Origin of the sequence: Streptomyces sp. NBC_00250, from assembly GCF_036192275.1 — a bacterium.
Classification (GTDB): Bacteria; Actinomycetota; Actinomycetes; order Streptomycetales; family Streptomycetaceae; genus Streptomyces.
Window position 1 is genome coordinate 8010320 of record NZ_CP108088.1, and the last position, 22453, is coordinate 8032772.

The 22453-nt window shown below is 69.2% G+C and carries 14 protein-coding genes and 5 pseudogenes; 7 read left to right on the forward strand and 12 right to left on the reverse strand.

Going from position 1 to position 22453, the window contains the following annotated elements:
* The first annotated feature begins 26 nt into the window (after nt 1-26).
* Nucleotides 27-323: a hypothetical protein gene (locus OG259_RS36295; RefSeq protein ID WP_328946107.1), complete on the forward strand. Its 297-nt coding sequence runs from the start codon at nt 27-29 to the stop codon at nt 321-323.
* Nucleotides 324-610: 287 nt separating this feature from the next.
* Nucleotides 611-1012: pseudogene (locus OG259_RS36305) on the forward strand (transposase); the annotation flags it as partial.
* On the opposite strand, the pseudogene OG259_RS36310 reads toward OG259_RS36305, so the two are convergent.
* The 3 genes and pseudogenes from OG259_RS36310 to OG259_RS36320 form a co-directional block, all read right to left on the reverse strand.
* Nucleotides 983-1357: pseudogene (locus OG259_RS36310) on the reverse strand (transposase); the annotation flags it as partial. The pseudogenes OG259_RS36305 and OG259_RS36310 overlap by 30 nt on opposite strands.
* Before the next feature lie 239 nt (nt 1358-1596).
* Nucleotides 1597-2682 (reverse strand): hypothetical protein, encoded by a 1086-nt coding sequence (locus OG259_RS36315; protein ID WP_328946108.1) that lies wholly within the window; start codon nt 2680-2682, stop codon nt 1597-1599.
* A gap of 13 nt (nt 2683-2695) precedes the next feature.
* On the reverse strand, nt 2696-3715 hold the full coding sequence (locus OG259_RS36320) for a hypothetical protein (protein WP_328946109.1): 1020 nt from the start codon (nt 3713-3715) through the stop codon (nt 2696-2698).
* 245 nt (nt 3716-3960) lie between these two features.
* Here OG259_RS36320 and OG259_RS36325 point away from each other — a divergent pair.
* A pseudogene (locus OG259_RS36325) lies at nt 3961-5323 on the forward strand (IS1380 family transposase).
* Nucleotides 5324-5487: 164 nt separating this feature from the next.
* On the opposite strand, the pseudogene OG259_RS41860 reads toward OG259_RS36325, so the two are convergent.
* Nucleotides 5488-5593, reverse strand: a pseudogene (locus tag OG259_RS41860) (IS5/IS1182 family transposase); the annotation flags it as partial.
* Nucleotides 5594-5776: 183 nt separating this feature from the next.
* On the opposite strand from OG259_RS41860, the gene OG259_RS36330 reads away from it, so the two are divergent.
* Nucleotides 5777-6298, forward strand: coding sequence for an SMI1/KNR4 family protein (locus OG259_RS36330; protein ID WP_328946110.1), 522 nt, complete (start codon nt 5777-5779; stop codon nt 6296-6298).
* 90 nt (nt 6299-6388) lie between these two features.
* Here OG259_RS36330 and OG259_RS36335 read toward each other — a convergent pair.
* A pseudogene (locus OG259_RS36335) lies at nt 6389-6808 on the reverse strand (helix-turn-helix domain-containing protein); the annotation flags it as partial.
* 54 nt (nt 6809-6862) lie between these two features.
* On the opposite strand from OG259_RS36335, the gene OG259_RS36340 reads away from it, so the two are divergent.
* The gene (locus tag OG259_RS36340; RefSeq protein WP_328946111.1) at nt 6863-7243 is read left to right on the forward strand and encodes a DUF6221 family protein; all 381 of its coding nucleotides are present in this window, start codon (nt 6863-6865) and stop codon (nt 7241-7243) included.
* Between the two features lie 83 nt (nt 7244-7326).
* Here OG259_RS36340 and OG259_RS36345 read toward each other — a convergent pair whose 3' ends face one another.
* Nucleotides 7327-9822 carry a caspase family protein gene (locus OG259_RS36345; protein ID WP_328946112.1) on the reverse strand — a complete coding sequence of 832 codons (2496 nt, stop codon included), beginning with the start codon at nt 9820-9822 and terminating at the stop codon, nt 7327-7329.
* The gene (locus tag OG259_RS36350) at nt 9819-11090 is read right to left on the reverse strand and encodes a hypothetical protein (protein WP_328946113.1); all 1272 of its coding nucleotides are present in this window, start codon (nt 11088-11090) and stop codon (nt 9819-9821) included. The genes OG259_RS36345 and OG259_RS36350 overlap by 4 nt, the downstream gene beginning before the upstream one ends.
* Before the next feature lie 193 nt (nt 11091-11283).
* On the opposite strand from OG259_RS36350, the gene OG259_RS36355 reads away from it, so the two are divergent.
* Nucleotides 11284-13608 (forward strand): CHAT domain-containing protein, encoded by a 2325-nt coding sequence (locus OG259_RS36355; protein ID WP_328946114.1) that lies wholly within the window; start codon nt 11284-11286, stop codon nt 13606-13608.
* A 127-nt stretch (nt 13609-13735) separates the two neighbouring features.
* Nucleotides 13736-15628, forward strand: a complete 1893-nt coding sequence (locus OG259_RS36360) for an AMP-dependent synthetase/ligase (protein ID WP_328946115.1) — start codon at nt 13736-13738, stop codon at nt 15626-15628.
* A 73-nt stretch (nt 15629-15701) separates the two neighbouring features.
* Here OG259_RS36360 and OG259_RS36365 read toward each other — a convergent pair whose 3' ends face one another.
* The 5 genes from OG259_RS36365 to OG259_RS36385 all read right to left on the reverse strand — a co-directional run bounded on the left by OG259_RS36365 (nt 15702) and on the right by OG259_RS36385 (nt 22385).
* The gene (locus OG259_RS36365) at nt 15702-17936 is read right to left on the reverse strand and encodes a hypothetical protein (RefSeq protein ID WP_328946116.1); all 2235 of its coding nucleotides are present in this window, start codon (nt 17934-17936) and stop codon (nt 15702-15704) included.
* 114 nt (nt 17937-18050) lie between these two features.
* Nucleotides 18051-18695, reverse strand: a complete 645-nt coding sequence (locus tag OG259_RS36370; protein WP_328946117.1) for a LutC/YkgG family protein — start codon at nt 18693-18695, stop codon at nt 18051-18053.
* Complete coding sequence (locus OG259_RS36375; RefSeq protein WP_328946118.1) at nt 18692-20116, reverse strand: LutB/LldF family L-lactate oxidation iron-sulfur protein; 1425 nt, start codon at nt 20114-20116, stop codon at nt 18692-18694. The genes OG259_RS36370 and OG259_RS36375 overlap by 4 nt, the downstream gene beginning before the upstream one ends.
* Nucleotides 20113-20868, reverse strand: a complete 756-nt coding sequence (locus OG259_RS36380; RefSeq protein WP_328946119.1) for a (Fe-S)-binding protein — start codon at nt 20866-20868, stop codon at nt 20113-20115. The genes OG259_RS36375 and OG259_RS36380 overlap by 4 nt, the downstream gene beginning before the upstream one ends.
* Nucleotides 20868-22385 (reverse strand): rhamnulokinase, encoded by a 1518-nt coding sequence (locus tag OG259_RS36385; protein ID WP_328946120.1) that lies wholly within the window; start codon nt 22383-22385, stop codon nt 20868-20870. Before OG259_RS36385 ends, OG259_RS36380 begins: the two co-directional genes overlap by 1 nt.
* Nucleotides 22386-22453 lie beyond the last annotated feature (68 nt).

A 22453-nucleotide genomic window follows, 5' to 3' on the forward strand; every position in this document is an offset into this window, starting at 1 on the left:
TGGTCTATTCAAGGAATTTGATGGGCGTGGACGGAAGCGTGTGGTCCACCGCTCAAATTTACTACTCTTCGGCCAATAATGGCACCAACTGTGCGGTCTTGGTCGCCAAGAAGTGGGCGGGCATCAAGCACCCGATGGGCATAAACCTGTCGGTTGACGGGCGCGCCGGCGTTCAAGTGAACAATGGCCAGTTCTCCTCGTATGCCGGCCCGGTGATCCAGAAGAATACGAATGGTCACTGCGTGACCAGCAATTTCTTCGAGGACGCTCCCAACGGTAGTAGCTCGTCCAATGACGAAATTGCCCACGTCGCTTGCGGCTGAGTTCACCGCCCGGCGGGCGTGTGGGACCGGTGGTGACCCAGGTGCCGGCGCCGTAGGGGCGCGGTCGGCGAGGATGGGGACACCTGACGCTCGCAGATCCGGATGATGCGGCGGGCGCGGGCCGCGGGCAGGTCATGGACGGGGCCCGACAGCGCGGGCGAGATCCGTAGGACCTCGCCCGGGGGGTCACCGGAGCGGCGAACGCACGCTAGCCTCGCGCTTTCACGAGGTGGGGTGTCCGAGGCTTGATCAAATAAGTGGATAGTGCTCCTGACCTGCAACGATGGGACTCGTCGAGGGTCCTGTTGGACGTGGCCCTGGCGGTCGCATTGGGCGGGGACTGCCTCGCGGATGTCGGCATGCTGCGGGCCGAGCCGGCCGTGTTCGGGCCGGTGGCCTCCGATCCGACGGTCTCCCGCCTGATCAACACCCTCGCAGCCTCCAGCCAGAAGGCCCTGCAGGCGACTCGTTCCGCACGGGCCCAATCCCGCGAGCGGGTCTGGCAGCTGGCCGAGGGCAGTGCGCCTGATGCGGGCGGGACGGTGACCGTCGACCTCGACGGGGTGCTGGTGATCTCGCACTCCGACAAGGAGGACGCCGCACCCACCTGGAAGCGGACCTACGCGCACCATTCCTTGATGGGGTTCGTCGGCCACGGGCAGGGCGGCCACCGGCTCCCCGCTCCCGCCGCTTCCGTGGTCGACGAAGGCCATCAGAGGATGGTGTCCGAAGGTCTTCTTCCAGGTCGCGGTGGCGTCCTGCTTCTCGGAGTGAGCCGGCACGAGCACCCCGTCCAGGTCCACGATCACCTGCCCCGCGGCATCCGGCGCCGCAGTGCCGGCCAGCTTCCACACGTGCTCGCGCACGCCGGCCCGAGCGGTCCTGATCGCGGACAGGGCCTTCGGCCCGGCTGCGGCGAGGGCGTCGACGAGCCGGGAGACCGTGGGGTCGGAGGCCACCGGCCCGAACACGCCGGGCTCGGCCCGCAGCGTCCCGACATCCGCGAGGCAGTCCCCGCCCAGCGCGACCGAGAGGTGCTGCGCCTGAACGTCGCACGCCTCTACGGATGGCCAGCCACCGCCACCACGTACGAGCACGTGGAGCAGTGGCTCCGCTCGCGCTACTGCACGATCGTCTGGCACCGCACCCGTGCGTCGGGCACGCTCGTCGACCTGGTCGCCGCCGACTCGATGCCGTGCCCGGCCGGCGTCGCGCTCTACGGGACGGGCCCGGGACGCGTCGCGCGCCCGGGACCGTCCCGTATCGGTGCAGGTCAGCGGACCTGGACGGATGCGACCAGGGTGTTTAGGTCCGGCCAGAGCTTCTTGTTCGTCTCCGGCAGTACGACCCACAGCACCGAGGGGCGGACCCGCCCGGTGTCGACCACGAGGACCGCGTTCAGGTCCATCGTGGACGGCACCCCGCGTTTGTGGAAGTGGATCTCGCTGACCAGCAGCCAGGCGTCATGTCCGTCGACCTTCAGCGGCTGCGAGGCGACGTCGACCAGGATCGCCTGGTCGCGGGGGTACTCGTAGCGCCGCCGCTCGTCCATCACCGCGCCCGCCACGCCCCGCAGCTCCCCGGTGCCGCCGGCCGCGGCCATGATGTCCTCGTCGACCTGCGTGGACTTCACGAGTGCGCGCTGGCGCCCCTCCTGCTTGCGGGTGAAGCCGTCGAAGACCGGATCCTGCGTCTTGCTCCGGTCCCACGTGCCGCCCAGCTCCGCGTACTCCAGGGAGGAGTCCGTGACGGTGCCGATGACCGGCGAGCCCTCGCCCGGGTAGTCCGGCACCTTGACGGTCCCGGTGAGCCGCCGCTCCTCGGGCAGCGGGGAGGCGCCGGGGGTGAGAGTGGGCACGGGGATGCCCCGCTGCGGGGCGTCCGCGGTGCTGCCCGCGCAGATGGCGGACGAGGAGTCCGGTGTGCTGTGCGCCTGCTGGACCACCTTGCCGCCGACCAGCACGGTGCACGTGAGAGTGCCCCCTTCCTGGTCCTCGCGGCTTCTGACGTCCAGATAGAAGTCGGCGCCCGCCGCCAGCTCGACGGTCTTGCGGTACGGCAGGATGACGACCCCGTGGGACTCGTGGTTGCCGTTCGCCTCCCCGACGGTGAGGTTCACCGAGGGGTGGTCGCCCGTCGCGATGTAGGTGACCTCGACCCGCCGGGATTCCTTGTCCGGGGATGCCCCGTCGTCGCTCGGGTCGCCGACGGCCAGGGCCAGGCCCACCGCGCCGAGCGTGACCGCCTCGAAGAGGATCACCAGGGCGCCGACCAGGTAGAACCCGCCCGGGATCCGGTCGAAGGTCTTCTTGCCGCGGCCGGAGTGGAACTCGCGTCTCGGCTGGGATGTCTGCGTCATGTCGTCCTCCCCCTCACGCCCGGCCGCTGTCGCCGGACCGGCGGTCGGCCGGCTCGTCGGCGAACCGCGTGGCCAGCAGCCCCGCCTCCCGCGCCTCGTCCAGCACCCGGTGCAGGTCCTGGAGCCGGGACCGGTCGGCGAGCCCCTCGATCTCGGCGACGGCCAGCTCGTCCCGCACCGTGTTCACCACCAGCTCGTACATGTCCTCGCCGAGTTGCTCCAGCTCTCGTACGGCCTCCCACTCGCGGTACGCCGCGTCCGCCGCGCGGGTGTTCTCGGCGTACCGCTCCAGCGCCTCCACCCGCTCCTCCAGCGCGCTCGACGACAGCCGCAGCGCCTGCCGCTGAGTCCGCAGCACCTCCTCCACCCGCGAGCCGGAGGCGTCCCCGGCAGCGGTGCGCACCTTCCGCGCCAGCCGGGTCAGCTCGGCCAGGCGCTGGGCGATCTCGTACTGTTGGGCCGGCAGTGTCACGTCGTTGGCGATGTCGTCCAGCAGCCCGTCCCGGTCGACCTGCGACTGGAGTACCGCCGTCACGGCGGCCTGGGCGCGCTCCATCCGGCGCAGCGGCGAGTGGCCCAGCAGCTCGCGCAGGGAGTCGTCGCCGAAATCCTCGGCCAGGTAGTAGCGGCCGTGGCGCAGCCGGGCCACCCGCTGCCGCTCGTCGGTCCCGCAGCCGAGGACGACGATCAGCAGCCAGGCCAGCAGGTGCACGACCACGACAGTCAGGATGAACGCCTCGAACCCGAACTGGACCCCGACCCAGATCAGCCCCGCCTGCGCCGCGAGCCCGACGGCCAGGCCGGGCCACACGCCGATCAGCGCCCACAGGATCGTCACCGGCAGTAGCGCGCACACCGCGGAGACCCCCAGGGCCGTCCAGATGTCCGCCTTGGTACGGCCGCCCAGCCCCGGCTCCTCGGGCAGCGGCAGCGTGGCTGGGAAGAGTCCGTCGGCGGACTTCTCCAGCAGCGCGCGCTCCGCGTCCTCGAGGGCCGGATCCACCACCGGCCGCAGCGCAATGTCCTGCGCCATTCAGCAACACCCCCCACAGGTTGGGGGAGATCGTGACACACGCCGGAGGGGCTGCCCACGCCACCCCTGTTCCCGGCCGCCGACTGAGACGGCGCGAACCCGAAGACAAACTGTCTTCCACCCTTGGCCTGATGCCGCTGAGGCCGACGGGGTGCGACGCGCAGCCAGAGGCGCGAGAGGCGCCCCTGTCCGGTAGCCGGCGCCCCCAGTCCTGCGCCCGGTGACCCCTGTCCGGGCGCTGGCAATTGCCTTACCCACGCGTCCGCGTCGAGGGCGGTGGCCGTGGGGTGGTGTCCCAGGCCGGGGCCGTGCTGCTGGTCGAGACGGTCCGCAAGACCAGGCTGGACCAGGCGATGTCGGCGGCGCTTGCGTCATGGCGACGGCCGCGGGCGGTGCACGATCCAGGCAAGGTCCTCCTGGACGCAGCACCTCTCGGTCGCGCTGGGCGGGGACTGCCTCGCGGATGTCGGCATGCTGCGGGCCGAGCCCGGCGTGTTCGGGCCGGTGGCCTCCGACCCCACGGTCTCCCGGCTCGTCGACGCCCTCGCCGCAGCCGGGCCGAAGGCCCTGTCCGCGATCAGGACCGCTCGGGCCGGCGTGCGCGAGCACGTGTGGAAGCTGGCCGGCACTGCGGCGCCGGATGCCGCGGGGCAGGTGATCGTGGACCTGGACGGGGTGCTCGTGCCGGCTCACTCCGAGAAGCAGGACGCCACCGCGACCTGGAAGAAGACCTTCGGACACCATCCTCTGATGGCCTTCGTCGACCACGGAAGCGGCGGGAGCGGGGAGCCGGTGGCCACCCTGCTCAGGCCGGGCGACGCGGGCAGCAACACCGCCACCGACCACATCACCACCACCCAACTAGCCCTGGCTCAAATGCCGAAGAAGTACCGGCGCGGACGCCGGACCCTGATCCGCACCGACTCCGGAGGCGGAACCCACGAGTTCGTCGCCTGGCTCGCCCAGCGCGGCCGGTGGCTGTCGTACTCGGTCGGCATGACCATCACCGAGCAGATCCACCAGGCCGTCCTCAAGGTTCCCGCCACGGCCTGGACGGCAGCGATCGAGTCCTGCGGCGAGATCCGCGACGGCGCCTGGGTCGCCGAACTGTCCGGCGACTGCCTGAAGGGCTGGCCGAAGGGAATGCGGCTGATCGTCCGCAAGGAACGGCCCCACCCCGGTGTCCAGTTGCGGATCACCGACGCCGATGGACTGCGGCTGACCTGCTTCGCCACCAACACCACCGTCATGCCGATCGCGGCACTGGAGCTACGACACCGCCAGCGGGCGCGGGCCGAGGACCGCATCCGGGCCGCGCGGACCACCGGCCTGCGCAACCTGCCCCTGCACGACACCGCGCAGAACCGGATCTGGCTGGAGATCGTCCAGCTCGCCCTGGACCTGCCGGCCTGGATGCCGATGCTCGCTCTGACCGGCGAAATCCGCAGGTGGGAGCCCCGCCGCCTCCGGTTCCGCCTTCTCTCCGCCGCCGCCCAGATCGTCACGACCGCCCGGCGCCGCTATCTGCGGTTCGCCCGCCACTGGCCCTGGACCGGCGTGATCACCGACGCCCTGGCACGGCTCGAAGCTCTCCCGAACCCCGGCTGAGCAGCACGTTCCCGTCCCGGCGAGCAGCATTACCCCGACCGGAGCCGTGGAACCCGGTGCCAACCCGACGCGACAGCCGGGCCATCAGCCTGGCTGCCACCAGCCCGAACAGCCGAAACGGCCCGCCGAAAGAACCGACGGACCGTCACGAAAGATCGAGGCCAGTACGGCGGGAGATTGCACCTGCGGCCCCTCGCGGGTGACGATGAGCATCGTGACCCGCTCGACCAGAGCGTGCGCGAGGTCGAGTGCGGCAGGACAGGGAACCAACAGGGCTCCTGTGCCGGTGGGTTGAGACTTCGAACACCTCCCTCACCTGCGCAGGAGCCTTTGCTTTGTGACCCTCGCCTCGACCTCTCACCGCCGTCACCCGATCAGTGGCCACGGTGAAGGCGCTCACTGCGATCAACTCCCGGTCAGGTATCGACTCCAAGTGCTAGAAGGGGCCTAGTGGTGGCAACGCTCTCAGAGGTACGCGCCCTGTTGGGTGAGCCCAAGTTCAACTGGTCGGATCCGGCGCCATGGACAGCAAGGGAGAAGGAATTCGGCATCGAATTCCCGGCGGACTTCCGTGAGATCATCGACGCCTATGGTTCGATCGAGATCAACGGGCAGTTGTATCTGAAGCACCCCGCCGAGCATCTGCTGCATGATCTGGGCACGATGATCAGGGGGGACCTCGAGTTCTGGCGCGAGGAGGACATGGCCGAGTTCCTGCCCGACCCGGCAGGGACGAACCCCGGTGAGTTGATACCGGTGGCGACGGCCACGACGGGAGAAATGATCTTCCTCCGTATCCCTGACGACTCCTCGTCGCCGTGGCGCGTCGTGGTCCAGGAAATGGACAGTCCGTCCTGGACTCTCTACGAGATGACGTTCAGCGAGTGGTTGCTGGCCTATCTCAAGGGGAGGGACGTGACGTTGTGCTCTCGCGACCGCGCGCCCGACGGCCCGTTCTACGAGTTCCTGCCCTAAGGACTGTCCCGCAAATGATCTTCCGGCTGATCGGGACGTGCTCAGCTCAGGGTGAGTGGGCTCACTTAGCCGGCGAGGGCCACGACCATCGCCGACGGCGGCTACCCGGGCACCGGATTCCGCCCAGGCCAGGCAGTCGTTGCGGTTCCCCGGCAGCGGTCGGCCGACCAGCACGACCAGGCGCGTGTCGGCGTCGGTGACTACCTGATGGTTGGTGGAGCAGCGGTAGTTCTTCGACTGCTCGGCGACGTTGTGATCGCGGGTGGGCACCAAGGTGCCGTCCACGATCAGCACAGCGTCCTTGGCGAACCGCCGGCGGGGTTGCAGAGCGAGTCTCGGCCCGAGGTGGTCGATCACCCGGTCAGCGGCCGACTTCGACACCGCGAACAGCGGGGCCAGTTGTCGCATGGTGAGGTTGGTCCGCCAGTACGCGGCGACCAGCACCACTCGGTTCTCCAGCGACAGCTTCCACGGTCGGCCCCGGCCGCCGACGTCGGCGCCTGCGTCCCGCCCACAGCATGAAAATCAGGCGACCGGGCCTGGCGCATCATCCAGGATGACCCCATGAGCCAAGACCTTGTGACGTTCCTCCACGCGCGGCTGGACGAGGAGGCCGACCTGGCCCGACGCTGCGACGGTGACGGCTGCGGGGAGTGGACCGCTCACGGGCACACGGTCGACTTCTGCCAGGGAGAACTCTCCGGCTTCCATCCCACGATCGCCCTGCACGTCGCGCTGCACGACCCGGCTCGCGTCCTGCGGAACGTCGAGGCCAAGCGACGCGTGCTCGCCCGCCATGTGCTCAGTCCTGCCACGGGCGACCCCGAACTACCGTGGGACAACCGCGATGACTGCCAGTACGACGGCGAGACCTGGCCATGCGATGACCTGCTCGACCTCGCGTCACCTTACGCCGATCACCCTGGCTACCCCCGATGCCCCTGAGGCGGAGATCGTTTACGGGACAGCCCTTAGGAGACGTCCTGTCGATCAGGCGGGGAGGCTCGGGCCGCCGACGTGAGGGGCCGTCACGGCGATTGCCGGGTCGTCCAGACGGTCCAGGCCGACACGGGTGACAGTGATCCCTCTATGGCCTTCAGCTGAGCGCACCACGCGTCCAGCCCCAGCCTCCGGGCCAGCACCACGGCCGGAGCGACACCCCACCGCAGGACCGGCACGGTACCGGCCTCGGCCCAGCGCGTGAGGGCGGAGCGTACGGACTTCGGCACGGGACCGTTCCGGTCGCGACCCTTCGGCCGAAGCGCCGCCGCTCCCTCCAGGAGGTCCATGTCGCAGATGTCGCTGCCCCGCTCCCTCAGGAGTCTCAGGAGTCCTCGGGTGTACCTGTCCTCGCCGGCGGCGTAGCAGGCGTAGGCGCGGGCCAGGGTCAGGACCGGGTCGGGTGCCTCGTCCTTGTCCGCCGCGAGCAGGTCTTTGGGGGCATGACCTCTCAGGTTCCCCAGCGACACGAGGTCGTCCCATTCCGGATCCGGACTGGTGGAGAGGGGTTCCACCCGGGCCGCTTGTCCGCTCCGGACCGCACCTTCGCCGATCTCGACCGCCAGGGGGAGCGACGGATGCAGAGGGAAGGTCACGCCGGTGTCGGTGCCGGTTCCGGGGACCGACACGCAGGTCCCCCACGTGGATTCCTCCGGGTAGGTCGTGACCAGCCACGTGTCGGTTCGAGAGTCGAGACCGATGACGGAGAACCCGGGAAGTTTCTCCCAGACGCCAGACTGGATGCTCACCCTGAGCGGCACGATGCCGTTCTCGACGCTGCGAGGAAGCCGCACGGTCTTCTCGGTCCCCGCGAACACCTCGACCATCTCCGACCAGGATCCCCAAGGCAGGTCGACTCTCACCTGGACATGGCCCGGCGGCACGCCGATCAGCGGGTCCGACTCGATCTCCCGTACGGACCGTCCGGTCTCTCCGACCGTGACGGTGGGAGCGTCCGTGAGAGGGCCGACCAGTTGCCCGGTTCCACCGTCCGGCAACGCGATCCGGATCGCTGTTTCTTCCGGGAATTCCGGTGACTCGCGGATCGCCGTCGAGATGTCATTCGGTGTCAGGATGGCGAAGGTGGAGGCGACATCCGAGGCGAACTGTATGAGCAGCTCCCGGTCGTCGTACCGTCCGGAAACGTAGAGGCCGACCTCTTCCTGTGTGACCTCGATCCTGTTCGATGCATTCCGTAGGTGCTCCTGCAGGCTGTCGCTGAGCTCTGGAGACGTGGATGAGGTGAGGCTACCGGTGGAATCGACATTGCCGACGAAGACCCAGGCGTTGTCATCGCCCTTCGGTTTCCTTGATGACCGGTAGGTGTCAGGTGCGGTCGGCAACGCCCATATGCCGTCGCCCGGTCGGTGCCCCGCGGCCGCGCCTCGTCGCGTCCCCGACGGGGCCGACCTCAAATGGAAGACGACCTCGCTGTCACTGTCGCCGATGCGTATCCGGCGTTCGGCCGGCTTTCGCCAGCCCGAGTCGGCCTTCAGCTCGCAGATCACGCTCAGGCTCGTCTCGTGCGGGAGATGGTTCTCAAAAGGCAGCTGTACGGTCTTCCGCGGGGGTACGGGAACCTCTCGGCGCCAGGGCGTGCCCTCCACCTGTACGGCTATCGTCCTCACGTCCTTGGCGGCGGAAGCCGGTTTCACGGCTACGGACATGCGCGCGGCCGGGGTCGGAGGCAGGTGGAGAGGCCAGACACTCTTCGCCGAACCCGGGCCGTACACCTGCACCCCAGGGTTTTGGACGATGCGTTCCGTCCAAGCGGTTCTGGTCACCTCCGGGCCGACGATGTCAGTGACCGCTTTGCGCAGGTCGATACTGACGTCACCGGTGTCGAAATCCAGGTGGAGGACGTGGGGGGTCGGGTTCTGTGTGTCGATGTGCGGAAGCAGGTTCTGCGTGAAGAGGCCTCGGCCCTCTATCTCCATCGCCAGCTCACCCTGCTGGCACGCGAAGCAGAAGACCAGTGTGTTTCCGGCCATGGCCGTGAAGCCCTGGAAGGGCATACCTGCGGGGACCCTGGACCGCTCGCTCACGTCGAACGGCACGTTCTGACAGCCGTCCATGATCAGTAGTTGCTCCGGGAATTCCATGGACCGGAACAATTCGATGTGCTCATCGATGGAGAGGTTGGAGAAGACATCGTGTTCGTCGGACGATGCCTCGCTGGTGACGAAGAGCCTCCTCGTGGACGGATCATAGATGCCGTGCCCGAAAAGGAATACGAACAGGTGACTGCCGCGCAGGGTACGAAGCCTGGCGAGGGATTTCGTGATTCCAGGAGCCGTGGCATCGTGCCAGGGCACTCCCGCGCCCAGTGCGTCGAGCAACGGGCGACTTGTCTCGGTCGGCTGGGCGTGCAGAAGGATGTGGTCGTCCGGAACCCCGGCCTTCCGTAGCCAGTTCACCGATTCGCACGCATCCTGCACGGCGCCGCTGAGATCCCGTATCTGCGGATCGTCGTAGGCGTCGATTCCGACTACCAAGGCCCAGCTGTCCGCATACGTACCGGTCATGGCCAATTCTCTTTGATCAAGGTGTAGGTGGCCGCATGGGCCCAGTAGGCACTGTGTGATTCGGGGAACGGGACACCGGCATCGACCTGCTTGTCGACGATTCCGCTCACATCCGCGAATGCGGGAGCCGCGCGGAACGACAGGAAGTCCGCCGGGCTGTAGATGTTCAGCCAAGGAGTGAACGGCTTCGCGGTCGTGCCGGGCTGCAGTGACACCAGGGCGTCCAAGAGGTACAGGTAGGGTGCCTGCGAACCTACCGTCACCAGCAGATCCACGTGCGGAGCGTCGTCGCCGGACAGGAGATCCACCATGGCGATGCCGCCGAGACTGTGTCCCACGACCACGACCGGCCTGTTCGGCGGCAGCTCGGAAATGGCGTCGGAAAGAACCTTGCGGACCTTCTCCCCACGACGTATGTAGAATGCCACGTCGCGAATGAAGTCCGAGAAGGGGTCCATGAGCTTCGCCCGGTGTTCCATGGCCTGGGAATTACCGAAGCGCATCGCCAGCGGCCCCAGGGTCTTCCAGAGCGATCGTGTGAAGAATCCCCTCGTGGAGGTTCCGGACAATGCTACGCCGACCGCGTCGACGAATTGCGTTCGCTCGTCGCCGGAAAGGGCGATGGGCGACAGTCGCGGAGGATCGGCGTTGCGGTGGGTTTGCAGAACGAAGGCGACGGCGGCTCGCGAGACGGCATCGAGCAGCGCTTGCAGCTCGCCGGCATCGAGCAGCGCTTGCTGCTCGCCGGCATCGACGGGCTTGCTCTCGTCGCGAGGGTCGACCATCGCTCGGACGGCTCCGCTCAGGGCCTCGGAATCGCGAACGAACGTGAGAGCCGAGCGCAGCTCTTCCACCGTGACACCTGCGGTTTTGAGCGCTCCTTCTACCACCTCGGCTCGGTCCAGCCGTTGCTGCACTTCGGTTTTCGGCCCAAGGGCACCGACGATGGTTCCCGTCCTCTCGGGACGTGCGGCGGCGCGTACCCGCAGTTCGATCAGCGGATCCTCGATGAGCAGCCCCCAGGTGGCTACTTCGGTCTCGCTGCCTTCAGGCGCCACGGCGCCCATCGCCGCACGTGTCGCCGCTGCGGATTCCGGCAGGATGGGCGTCACGCTGAGGTCGGCCGGCCCGACCTTCTGGCCCCAAGGGGGTGCGGTGACGGATTTCGTATGCATGCCCATACCGTCGACAATGCGCTGCCGGGTGTCTTCAGCGCCTTCGCGGACCCCCGTGCCGTGCACGAATACCAGTGAGCCCTCCATGGCCATGGCTCCTCCTGGGCATCTGAGGTACACCGGCGGGAGCACGCCGACCGGAGGGGCTTGTCCGCGGTCTGGTCTCGCATCGGTGCCAGTGCGGTTCTTCTTCCAGCTTGCGACCCTTGGGAGCCCTTGTCCATCGCGCCGAGAGTAGAGTTGAGCGCGTCCCTGCCCAGGTGTTCGGCGCCGAAAGGTGGGCAGAGTGGTGGAACGCAATACTTTTGCACTGGAAATATCGAGTGACCATGACGGCACGTATTCGGTCACTGCCACGTCAGGAACCGAACCCACCGTCAAGGTCTCTGATGTTCCGTTGGACGTGGAAAAGATCAGAGAGCGGTCCGGGTTGCTCCAGGAAAGCTCGGGTTCCACTTCGATGGCGAGCAGATCGCCAGGGGGCTCCTTCGCCACGCGGGACCTTTCCGCCCGGGAGATCGGCGACGAGCTCTTCGGGGCGCTTTTTCCCGGCGACCTGAGCGGCCTCTATGCCGACCGGAGACGCCAGGCCGCCGCACGGGGAGAGAGTCTGCGGATGATGCTCCGCATGGACGCCCCGGAGCTGACCACGCTGCCGTGGGAGTTGATTCACAGTCAGGACTTCGGATATCTCTGCCTCGACGACGAGGTCGTCCGTTGTGTCGATCTGCCCCGCCCGCTCGGTCCGACTTCGACGGAACCTCAGGTCCTGGTGAAGGGAATCGTATCCGCGCCGCCGTTCGCGAAACCCGTGGACGTGAAGAGCGAGGAGAGAAATCTACGGAGAAGCCTGAGGTGGCTGGCCGACGGGAGCGTCGCCAGACTCAGCTGGGTGAAGGTGGAGAACTGGGCGGCGATGCTGGAGCAGTTCACCGCCAAGTCCGAAGGCTGCCATGTGCTCCACTACGTCGGCCATGGCGAGTACGACGAGGAGCAGCAGGCGGGTGCGCTCATCTTCAGTGACCTGCAGGGCCGCAAGCGGCTCGTCCACGGCGATGACTTCGGCAGGGCCATCCAACAGGCGAGTCTGCAGCCGCAGCTCGTGGTCCTGAACGGGTGTGAGACGGGGAAGGGGAGCCACGACGACCTCTACTCCAGCGTGGCTGCGGCGCTGCTGAGCTTCGTCCCGGCCGTGGTCGCCATGCAGTTCGCGGTGTCCGACAGTGCCGCGGTCGCCTTCTCCCGCTTCTTCTACCAGGCGCTGGTCGGCCTTGGGCGACCCGTCGACGTCGCGGTGCACCAAGGGCGGGTCGCGATGCTGCTGCACGACCCCGACAGCCTTGAGTGGGCGACACCGGTCCTGTACGTGCGCGATGACAACGACATCCGACTGTTCGACGTCGTGCAGCGGACGCCGACGTCCAAGAGGACGGTCGAGAGCGTCCGGCACGACGAAGAGCGACTCATCGCGGCCCAGGCCTCCAAGAGCACGCAGATCCACGGAAATCCGGTACTGATCCAGAAGAGGCCGGACCCGACTCTCCGCGGGCGGCGGGAGTTCACCCGGAGCGACTTCGAGCTGGTCTTTCCCGGGTGGCGGAGCGGGATCGTCTCCATGCGCCGGAAGAACGACGTACGCGGCGGTCCTTGGGGACCGCCCTACTCGATCCTTCCCGACCTCGGGAGGGTCGGCGCGATCGGCATGGTGGAGAGCATGCTCGGTGAGGGCCGGAGCAGTCTCGAAGTCGTCGCCAGAACGGGGGAGGAGCTGAAGTTCGCCTGGAACGACAGCGAAGACCCGGCCCATTGGCATATGTTGCCGGCGCCCATCGCCGGACGGGCGGCCGGCATTCCGGCGCTCGTCCAGTCCGGACACGGAAACCCCGGTGACTTCCACCTGGTGTGTCCCGCCGCCGGCGGCGGCCTGATGTCCATGCGCCGCAGGAACGACAGGGAGGGGTATCCATGGACCACTCCCTACGTGTTCGCCCCGGGCTTGGGCGAGGTCGCCGCCGTGGGCTTGGTGGAGAGTGTCCTGGGCGGCGGCCGGAACGGGCTGCAGCTCGTCGTGCGGACGGGGGACGAGCTTCGCTTCCTCTGGAACGAGACCGCGGAGTCGACCGATTGGCAGGAGCTGGCGGACCCGATCACCGATGGGGCCATGGGTAATCCGGTCCTGATCCAGGATCGGACCACGGAACCCGGCGACCTTCTGCTCGCATGCCCCGCAGCGGCCGGCGGGATGCTGTTCCTGCGCCGCAGGAACGGCGTCGACGGCCTGCCGTGGACCATGCCCTACTTCGTGGCGCAGGAGCTGGAGGTCACGGCGTTGACCATGATCCAGAGCACCTACGGAGGCGAGGACGGCAGGCCGGGGGGCAACCTGGAACTCATCGCCCGGGTGGGCGACTCGCTGGAGTTCTTCTGGAAGGGACCGCGCCCGGATTTCTGGATCCACAACACTTTCGGCCCCCAGCACCCGCTGGTCGAGGCGCTGGGATCTCCCGAGTCGTCCCGCGAGTCGTCCCCCCGGTCATCGGCCGAGTCATCCCCCGAGGGCGTCCCCCGGTTCCTCCCCCGAGTCCGCAACTATCTGACGGGACGTCAGTGAAACGTCGAGCATTTTCCTCTCCTGCTCCCCTTACGCGCCGCCGGGTTTCCCCTTAGCCTCTCCACAACTCGCAAGTTACCGGCCGGTCAATGAGTCATTGGCAGGCGCACTGGGCCCGGGGGTTGCCATGAGTTCCGCGCAGAACCTTCTCGACAGCCGCCCGCCGTCAGTGGCGCACATCTTCCTCTCCAGGGTCGCGGCCACACCCGACCGCGAGGCCTATCGCCACCCCGTGGCGGCCGACGAGGGTGCTCCCGGCGCCGAGGAGTGGCGCTCGCTGACATGGGCCCAGACCGCGGAGCGTGTGAAGGCCATCGCGGCAGGCCTGCTCACCCTCGGGCTGCGGCCGGAGGAGCGGGTGGCCATCTCCTCCTCGACCCGGGTGGAGTGGATCCTCGCCGACCTGGGCGTCGCCTGCGCGGGAGGCGCCGCCACGGCGGTCTACCCGAGCACCAACGCCGATGAGACGGCGTACATCCTCTCCGACTCCGGCAGCCGGGCGATCTTCGTCGAGAACGCCGAGCAACTGGCCAAGGTGGCCGCCCACGCCGAAGGTCTGCCCGGCCTCGACCACGCCATCCTCTTCGACCCCGATCCCGACGCGGACACGCCCCGGGGCGACGGGCTGGAGGTACTGACCCTCGCCGAGCTGGAGAAGCGCGGCGAGGCCCATCTGCAGGAGCATCCGGACGCGGTCGACACGGCGGTCCGGGCCATCGGGCCCGATCACCTCGCCACCCTGATCTACACCTCCGGAACGACCGGCCGCCCCAAGGGCGTGCGCCTGGTGCACGACTGCTGGTCCTACCAGGCCGTCGCGCAGGAGGTCAGCGGGCTGCTGCTCCCCGACGACGTGCAGTTCCTGTGGCTGCCGCTGTCCCATGTCTTCGGCAACGCCCTGATCGCCGGTCAGGTGAAGACGGGAAGCGTGATCGCGGTGGACGGGCGCATCGACCGCATCGTCACCAACCTGCCCCTCGTCCGGCCCACCGTGATGGCTTCCGCACCGAGGATCTTCGAGAAGGTCTACAACGGCATCGCGGCCAGGGCGAGGGCCGAGGGCGGCGCCAAGTACAAGATCTTCCTGTGGGCGGCGAAGGTCGCCCGCGACCACGCCAGGACCGGGCAGGAACAGATGGTGGCCACGGGAAGGCGCAAGCTGCCCCTCTGGCTCACCGTGCAGCACGCCGTCGCCGACAGGCTGGTCTACGGCAAGATCCGCGCGGCCTTCGGGGGTGAGCTCCGGGGCAGCGCCTCGGGAAGTGCCGCGCTGGCCGCCGACATCGGTTACTTCTTCGCCGGCGCGGGCGTGCCCGTTCTCGAGGGCTACGGACTGACGGAGACCAGTGCGGCCGTCACGGTCAACCCGGTCGACGACTTCCGGGTGGGCACGGTCGGCAGGCCCCTGCCCGGCACCGAGGTCCGGATAGCCGAGGACGGGGAGATCCTCCTGCGGGGACCCGGCGTCATGCGGGGCTATCACAACCTTCCGGACAAGACCGCCGAAGTGCTGGAGAGTGACGGCTGGTTCCACACCGGCGACATCGGGGACGTCGACAAGGACGGCTTCGTCCGGATCACCGACCGCAAGAAGGACCTGTTCAAGACCTCGGGCGGCAAGTACATCGCACCCACGGAGATCGAGAGCCGTTTCAAGGCCGTCTGCCCGTTCGTCAGCAACATCCTGGTCATCGGCAACGGCCGCAACTACTGCACCGCCCTGATCACGCTCGACGAGACCGCGATCATGCCCTGGTCGGCATCGAACGGCCTCGGGGGCCGTACCTATGCCGACGTCGTCTCCTCGCCGGAGGCGCACGCGCTGATCGAGGGCTTCGTCCAGAGGGTGAACGGCGATCTGCAGCGGTGGCAGACGATCAAGAAGTTCGCGGTCCTGCCGCGCGACCTCGATGTCGAGCACGGCGAACTCACCCCGAGCCTCAAGGTCAAGCGGCCCTTCGTGGAGCGGGAGTACGCCGAGGTCGTCGAGGCCATGTACGAGGGTTCCCGCGAGGCATGACTCCCGCCCGCCCGTCCGGTCCGGCAGACCACTGCCGTACCGGACGGGAGCCGGGGTCACCCCTGGGAACGGCTCATGACACGTTGGTGTACTTGGTGCCCTCGCCCGCGTACAGCGACGTCGACTGACGACTGAACGGCGCCGTGGCGGAGCCCGTCGAGCGGTAGACGTACGTGCCGGCGGGGCCGTACGCGATCAGGTCCGGGCGGCCGTCGTTCGTCACGTCTCCGGCACCGACGAGCTGGCTGAAGCCGCCCCACCCGCCGCCGACGCGGACGCGGGCGGAGTACGAGTGGTCGTTGCTCGGGTAGAGCCAGAGGACCCCGTCCTTGTCGCGGGCGACGAGGTCGCCGCCCGCGTCACCGGCGATGTCGCCGACGGCGGTCAGCTGGTTGTAGACGCCCCAGCCGCCGCCCATCCGGACCCGGGGCCCGTACGGCTTCGCCGCGTCGCCGGTGCCCAGGTAGCGCCACAGGAAGCCCGCGGTGTCGACGGCGAAGAGGTCCGCCTTGCCGTCCGCCCCGAGGTCCGAGCCGCCGGCGAGCCGGGTGTACCCGCCCCACCCGCCGCCGATCCGGTAGCGGGTGGTGAAGGTGCCGTCGCCCTTGCCGAGGTAGTTCCACAGCACACCGGAGCCGTCGAGGGCGATGAGGTCGCCGTCCGAGCCGCCGCCGATGTTCCCGACGGCCTCGATCTGCTTGTACGTGTTCCAGCCCGGCCCGATCTTCGTCCGCTTGGCAGGCTTCGCCTGCCCGTTCACCGGCCAGTCGAACAGGTCGTCGCTCCACAGCACGCCGGAGGCGTCGCGGGCGAGGAGGTCCCCGGAGCCGTTGTCGGTGAAGTCGTGGGGGTTGGCCTGGCGGGACACCGTGAAGCCACCGGAGGCCGTGGCAGGAGCGCCGACACCGTCGAGCGGGGCGGCGGTCAGCTGCCAGGAGTAGGCGCCGTTCGGGGCGCTGGCCCCGTTCAGGAGCCCGTCCCACGAGAAGGCGAAGCGCGCGGGACCCCCGGACTCCGTCAGGCGCGTCACCTGCTTCCTGCCCGACCGGTTGTGCGTCAGCGTCAGGTCGACGCGGGCGTTGCCCCGCGACAGCGCCCACTCCATCGCCGTGCTGACCGGCTTCTCCAGGTTGACCGCGGTCGGGACCTTCGACTCCGTCACCTCGACGCCGAGGACCCGGCCGGTTTCTGCGACGAGGGTGACGGTCGGCGTGCCGCCGAGGCCCTCGGTGATCCTGAACAGGCCGTCCGATTCCGTCGTCGCACCGCGCACCAGCAGGCTGCCGTCGGCGGCGTGGGCGACGGAGGAGTAGTTCACCAGGAGCTTGGTGCGCGCGGCGCCCGTGACGACGTTCCGCGCGTACAGCGGGGTCAGGGCCTCCGGCCCGACCAGCGGGTCGCGCTGGGTCGCGTACAGGGCCGAGTCACCGACGATCCCGGCGAGGACGGGCTGCCCCGGGATGTCACCGAGCGGGATGTTCCTGACGATCCCGGATCCGCGCACCACGAGCTGGTGGCTGCCCGCCACGTTCGTGGTCCACGCCTCGTACTTCGAGGTGAGGGCGCCGGTGGCCGCCGCGTTCCACACGGCCGAACCGTTCATCCACGCCGGGTCGATGACCGTCCCCGAGACCACGGGGACGACGGCCCGCCAGGCGTACGGAGCCGGCCCCCCGTCCCCGCCGGTGTCGCGCAGCCCCTTGCCGAGGATCAGCACGACGGGCCTGCCGTTCGCGTCCTTGCCCGCGGCGACCACCTTGTGGCCGGTCTCGGTCTCGCCCCGGTACGGGTTCGAGAGCTTCGTCTTCCGGACGACGCCGTTCACGTTCTCCAGTTGCCACAGCTCCCGGCCCACGCCGGTCGTGGGCACGCTCACGTACAGGACGGAGCCGGCCACGCCGACCACCTCGGCACCGGATCCGATCGTGCCGACGCTGTGGTTGACGTACGTGGACGTCGCCGGGTGGTACGCGACGAGCCTGCTGCCGTCACCCGTCACGATGTAGTCGGAGACGGAGTCGTAGCCGTACGGCCCGCCCAGGGGTGACACCGTGCCGTCGTTCTTGTGCCACTCCAGCGCCGTGGCGCCGTTCTCGTCCGTGCACGTCGTGACGTAGCCGTAGGCGCCGGTGGAGACGATCTCGGCCGCGACGGGCAGCAGACCCGGGGCGGTCGGCGCGCACCGGCCCTCGGCGTCGGTGGGGGCGGCGACCGCCGGGGCGGTGACGAGAGTCCCCGTGACGCCGGTGACCGTGGTCAGGGTGAGAAGGGCGGCGGCGAGCCGGAGCCCTGATATGTAGTGGTTCACGATTCTCCTCGCATGATGCCCAGTCAGACTCATGATCGAGGCGAGTGGTTGTACGGGAGTTCGGTCGCTTGGGCAGGAGTCCGCCCGGACGGCTTCGTACTCCACGGGTGCTCCCTACCGGGTCGTGAGCAGGACGACGTGAAGGGTGCGGGGGCCGTGTACCCCTTCGACCCGGTCGAGTTCGATGTCGCTGGTCGCGGAGGGCCCCGAGATCCAGGTGAGGGGGCGGGTCGGGTCGAGGAGCGGCATGGCCTGCGGGACCGAGGCGACGATCTGGTCGGCGGCCCGTACGACACAGATGTGCAGGTCGGGCACGAGGGTGAGGGAGCGGGGGCCCTGGCCCGGGCCGCCGTCCAGGACGATCGTGCCGGTCTCGGCGATCGCCAGGGCGCAGCCGGTGACCACCGCGTCCGTTGCGTCGAGTTCGTACGGGGTGAGGGGCGTGTGGCGTTGTTCCACCGGCGTGCCCGACAGCCAGGCGGCGGGCAGCCCCGGTGGGACGGCGACCGAGACCGCCCCGTGGTCCTCCAGCAACCCCCCGATCAGGGCGGGGAGTTCGCGCTCCATGGCGCGGTGCACGTGCGCCCGGTAGTCGGCGAGGTTCTCGTGCAGGAGGTCGAGGACCGTGGCGGGGTCGTCGGGGGTGTGGGTGGTGAGGTAGCCGCGCGGGGCGGAGGGGGTGTCGGGTGCTTCGGCGAGCGCCGTACGGACGCGGCTCAGGATCCGCTCGCGGGAGGAGGGCGCCGGGGGTGTGGTCATGTGCGGTTCTTCTTCCACCAGTCGCGGAACGGTTCGGCGGGCATCTGCGGCAGGTCCCTGCTGTCGGTCCATCGGCTCGCGCCCGGACCGGGGAGTTTCCTGGGGTGGAGCCGGCGGGTCCTGGCCGCGGCGCGCTCGCCCACCGCCAGGACGCCAGGGTTGTCGAGGACCCAGCCCGCCGCCTTGATCGCGGCCTTCTCCAGCCGGTGCCCCCGGCCGCCCTGGTCGGCGACCCTCTCCCTGAGGTGGACGAGGACTTCGGGGATGTCGATGGCGACGGGGCAGACGTCGTAGCAGGCACCGCAGAGGGAGGAGGCGTAGGGGAGGGAGGCGTCGATCTCGCTTTCCGTTCCCCGCAGTTGAGGGGTGAGGATGGCGCCGATCGGCCCGGGATAGACCGAGCCGTAGGCGTGCCCCCCGGCCCGCTCGTAGACCGGGCAGACGTTCAGACAGGCGGAACAGCGGATACAGCGCAGGGCCTGCCGGCCGACCTCGTCGGCGAGCGCGTCCGTGCGTCCGTTGTCGAGGAGCACCAGATGGAAGGCGGACGGCCCGTCGTCGTCGCTCGTGCCGGTCCACATGCTCGTGTACGGGTTCATGCGCTCGGCGGTCGACGAGCGCGGGAGGGTCTGGAGGAACACCTCCAGGTCGCGCCAGGAGGGGACGACCTTCTCGATGCCGACGACGGAGATGAGGGTCTCGGGCAGGGTGAGGCACATCCGGCCGTTGCCCTCGGACTCGACGACGACCAGGGTGCCGGTCTCGGCGACCATGAAGTTGGCGCCCGAGATGCCGACCTTGGCCCGTAGGAACTTCTCCCGCAGATGCAGCCTGGCCGCCTCGGCCAGCTCGGCGGGACTGTCGGTGAGGCCCTCGGGCGCCGAGCGGCCCCATTTGCCCATCTCGGAGCGGAAGATGTCGCGGATCTCGCCCCGGTTGCGGTGGATCGCCGGTACCAGGATGTGCGAGGGGCGGTCTTCGCCGAGCTGCACGATCAGCTCGGCGAGGTCGGTCTCGTACGCGGAGATCCCCTCGGCCTCCAGGGCTTCGTTGAGACCGATCTCCTGCGTGGCCATCGACTTGACCTTGACGACCTCGGTCTCGCCGGTCGCCTTCACCAGGTCGGCGACGATCCGGTTCGCCTCGGCGGCGTCCGCCGCCCAGTGCACCGTCCCGCCCGCGGCGGTGACGGACTCCTCCAACTGGACCAGATAGTGGTCGAGCCGGTGGAGCGTGTGGTCCTTGATCTGCTTGCCCGCCTCGCGCAGCTCCGCCCAGTCGTCGAGTTCGGCCACGGCCACCGCCCGCTTGTCGCGGATGGTGTGGGTGGCGTGGCGCAGGTTCGCCCGCAGGGTGACGTTCCGTACGGCCTCGTGCGCGGCCTTCGGGAAGGCCGGCATTCCGATGAACGTGCCGCTCATGCCAGGGGCTCCTCTTCCGTGCTCGCGAGAATCTCGGCGATGTGCAGGGCGCGTTGCGGGGCGTCCTGACGACGCAGCATGCCATCGATGTGCATCAGGCAGGAGTTGTCGGCGCCGCACAGCACCTCCGCGCCGGTGGCAAGGGAGTTGCGGACCTTGTCGGCGCCCATCGCCGTCGACACGTCGGCGTTCTTCACCGCGAACGTGCCGCCGAAGCCGCAGCACTCTTCGGCCCCCGGCAGTTCCACCAGCTCCAGTCCCTTCACGGCCTGCAGCAGCCTGCGCGGCCGCTCGCCCAGGCCCAGCATGCGCAGACCGTGACAGGAGGGGTGGTAGGTCACCTTGTGCGGGAAGTACGCCCCCACGTCCGTCACGCCCAGGACGTCGACGAGGAACTCCGTCAGCTCGTACGTCCTCGGAACTAGGGACTCGGCGGCGTCCGCGAGGGAGCTGCCACGCCCCTCGGCGCGCGCCTTCCGCCCGATCCGCGGATAGTTGTCCCGCACCATGGCGACACAGGAGCCGGAGGGGGTGACCACATGGTCGTAGCCCTCGAAGGCCCGCGCCGTGCGGCGTACCAACGGCTCGGTCTCCCGGCGGTAGCCCGTGTTGAACTGGGGCTGTCCGCAACAGGTCTGGGCGGCGGGGAAGTCCACGGACACGCCGAGGCGTTCGAGCACCTTGACGGTCGCGATGGCCGTGGAGGGGTAGACCGCGTCGTTGACGCAGGTGGCGAAGAGGGCGACGCGCATCAGGAGTTCCTCGGGGCGGTGTCGAGTCGGGCGGCGGCCACGTCCCAGACGGCGCTGTCACCCCGGGGGATGTAGCGCCGCAGGTGCTGGGTGGAGGCGACGAGTTCTCGCATGGCGGCGAGGTCGCCGACCAGACCCGTGGCCCTGGCCTGGACGAGGATATTGCCCAGGGCCGTGGCTTCGGTGGGTCCGGCGACGACGGGCAGTCCGGTGGCGTCGGCGGTGAGTTGGCAGAGCAGTTCGTTGCGCGACCCGCCGCCGACGATGTGGACGCGGGTGATGTCGCGGCCCGCGAGGTCGGCGGCATGGCGAAGGGTGCGACGGTGGGCCAGCGCCAGGCTCTCCAGGACGCAGCGGATCACGGCGCCCTGGCTGCCGGGCACGGGCTGGCCGGTGCGGGCGCAGAAGTCCCGGATGCGGGCCGGCATGTCGCCGGGGGCGAGGAACTCCGGGGCGTCCGGGTCGACCACCGAGGTGAAGGGCGCCGACCGGGCGGCTTCGGCGAGGAGCGTGGGGAGGTGGTCCGGCAGGCCGTCCTTGTCCCAGGTGCGCCGGCACTCTTCGAGCAGCCACATGCCCATGATGTTGCGCAGATAGCGGATCGTGCCGTCGACGCCGCGCTCGTTGGTGAAGTTCGCCGCACGGGACTCCTCCGTCAGGACGGGGGCGTCCAGTTCGAGCCCGGCCAGCGACCACGTGCCGCACGAGATGTAGGCGAAGTCCGGCCGGGTGGCCGGCACGGCGACCACGGCGGACGCGGTGTCGTGCGAGGCGACGGTGGTCACCGGGGTCAGAGGAGCGAGCCCGGTGTACGCGGCGACATGGGGCAGGAGGTTCCCGGCCCGGTCGCCGGGGGAGCGCAGCGGAGGCAGCAGGCCGGGGTCGAGCGAGAGCCGGTTGAGCAGCTCCCCGGACCAGGTGCCGGTGCGCGCGTCGAACAGACCCGTGGTGGAGGCGTTGGTCTCCTCGGCGCCGACGGCTCCGGTCAGCCAGTGGACCAGGAGGTCCGGGATGAGCAACATGGTTCGAGCGGTGTCCAGTTGGACGCTCCCGGCTGCCGAGGCGAGCTGGAAGACCGTGTTGAACGGCAGGTGCTGCAGGCCGGTGATCCCGTACAGCTCCTCGCGGCCGACCGAGGCCCATACGCGCTCGGCCGCTCCGGCGGTCCGCTCGTCGCGATAGTGGTACGGCTGGCCGAGCAGGGCGCCGTCGGCGTCGAGGAGCCCGTAGTCCACGGCCCAGCTGTCCACGCCGATGGAGGCCACCGGCCCGGAGCGGGCCGCCGTGCGCAGACCGTCGAGGACACCCTGGAAGAGGGCCAGTACGTCCCAGCGCAGGCCGTCCGGAAGTCGCACCGGGGTGTTGGGGAAGCGGTGTGCCTCGGTGAGGTCGAGACGGTCCCGGCCGACCCGGCCGAGGATCACCCGACCGCTGGTGGCGCCGAGATCGACCGCGGCGAATGCGGAGGCGAAGGAGGCGCGGGACGAGGCGGCGGAGGGCGAGGGGGTGGTGGTCACGTGGGTACCTCCGCGGACACGCGGCTGATCGGAGAAGGGGAAACGGGGGAGCGGGGAAGCGCGGAAGA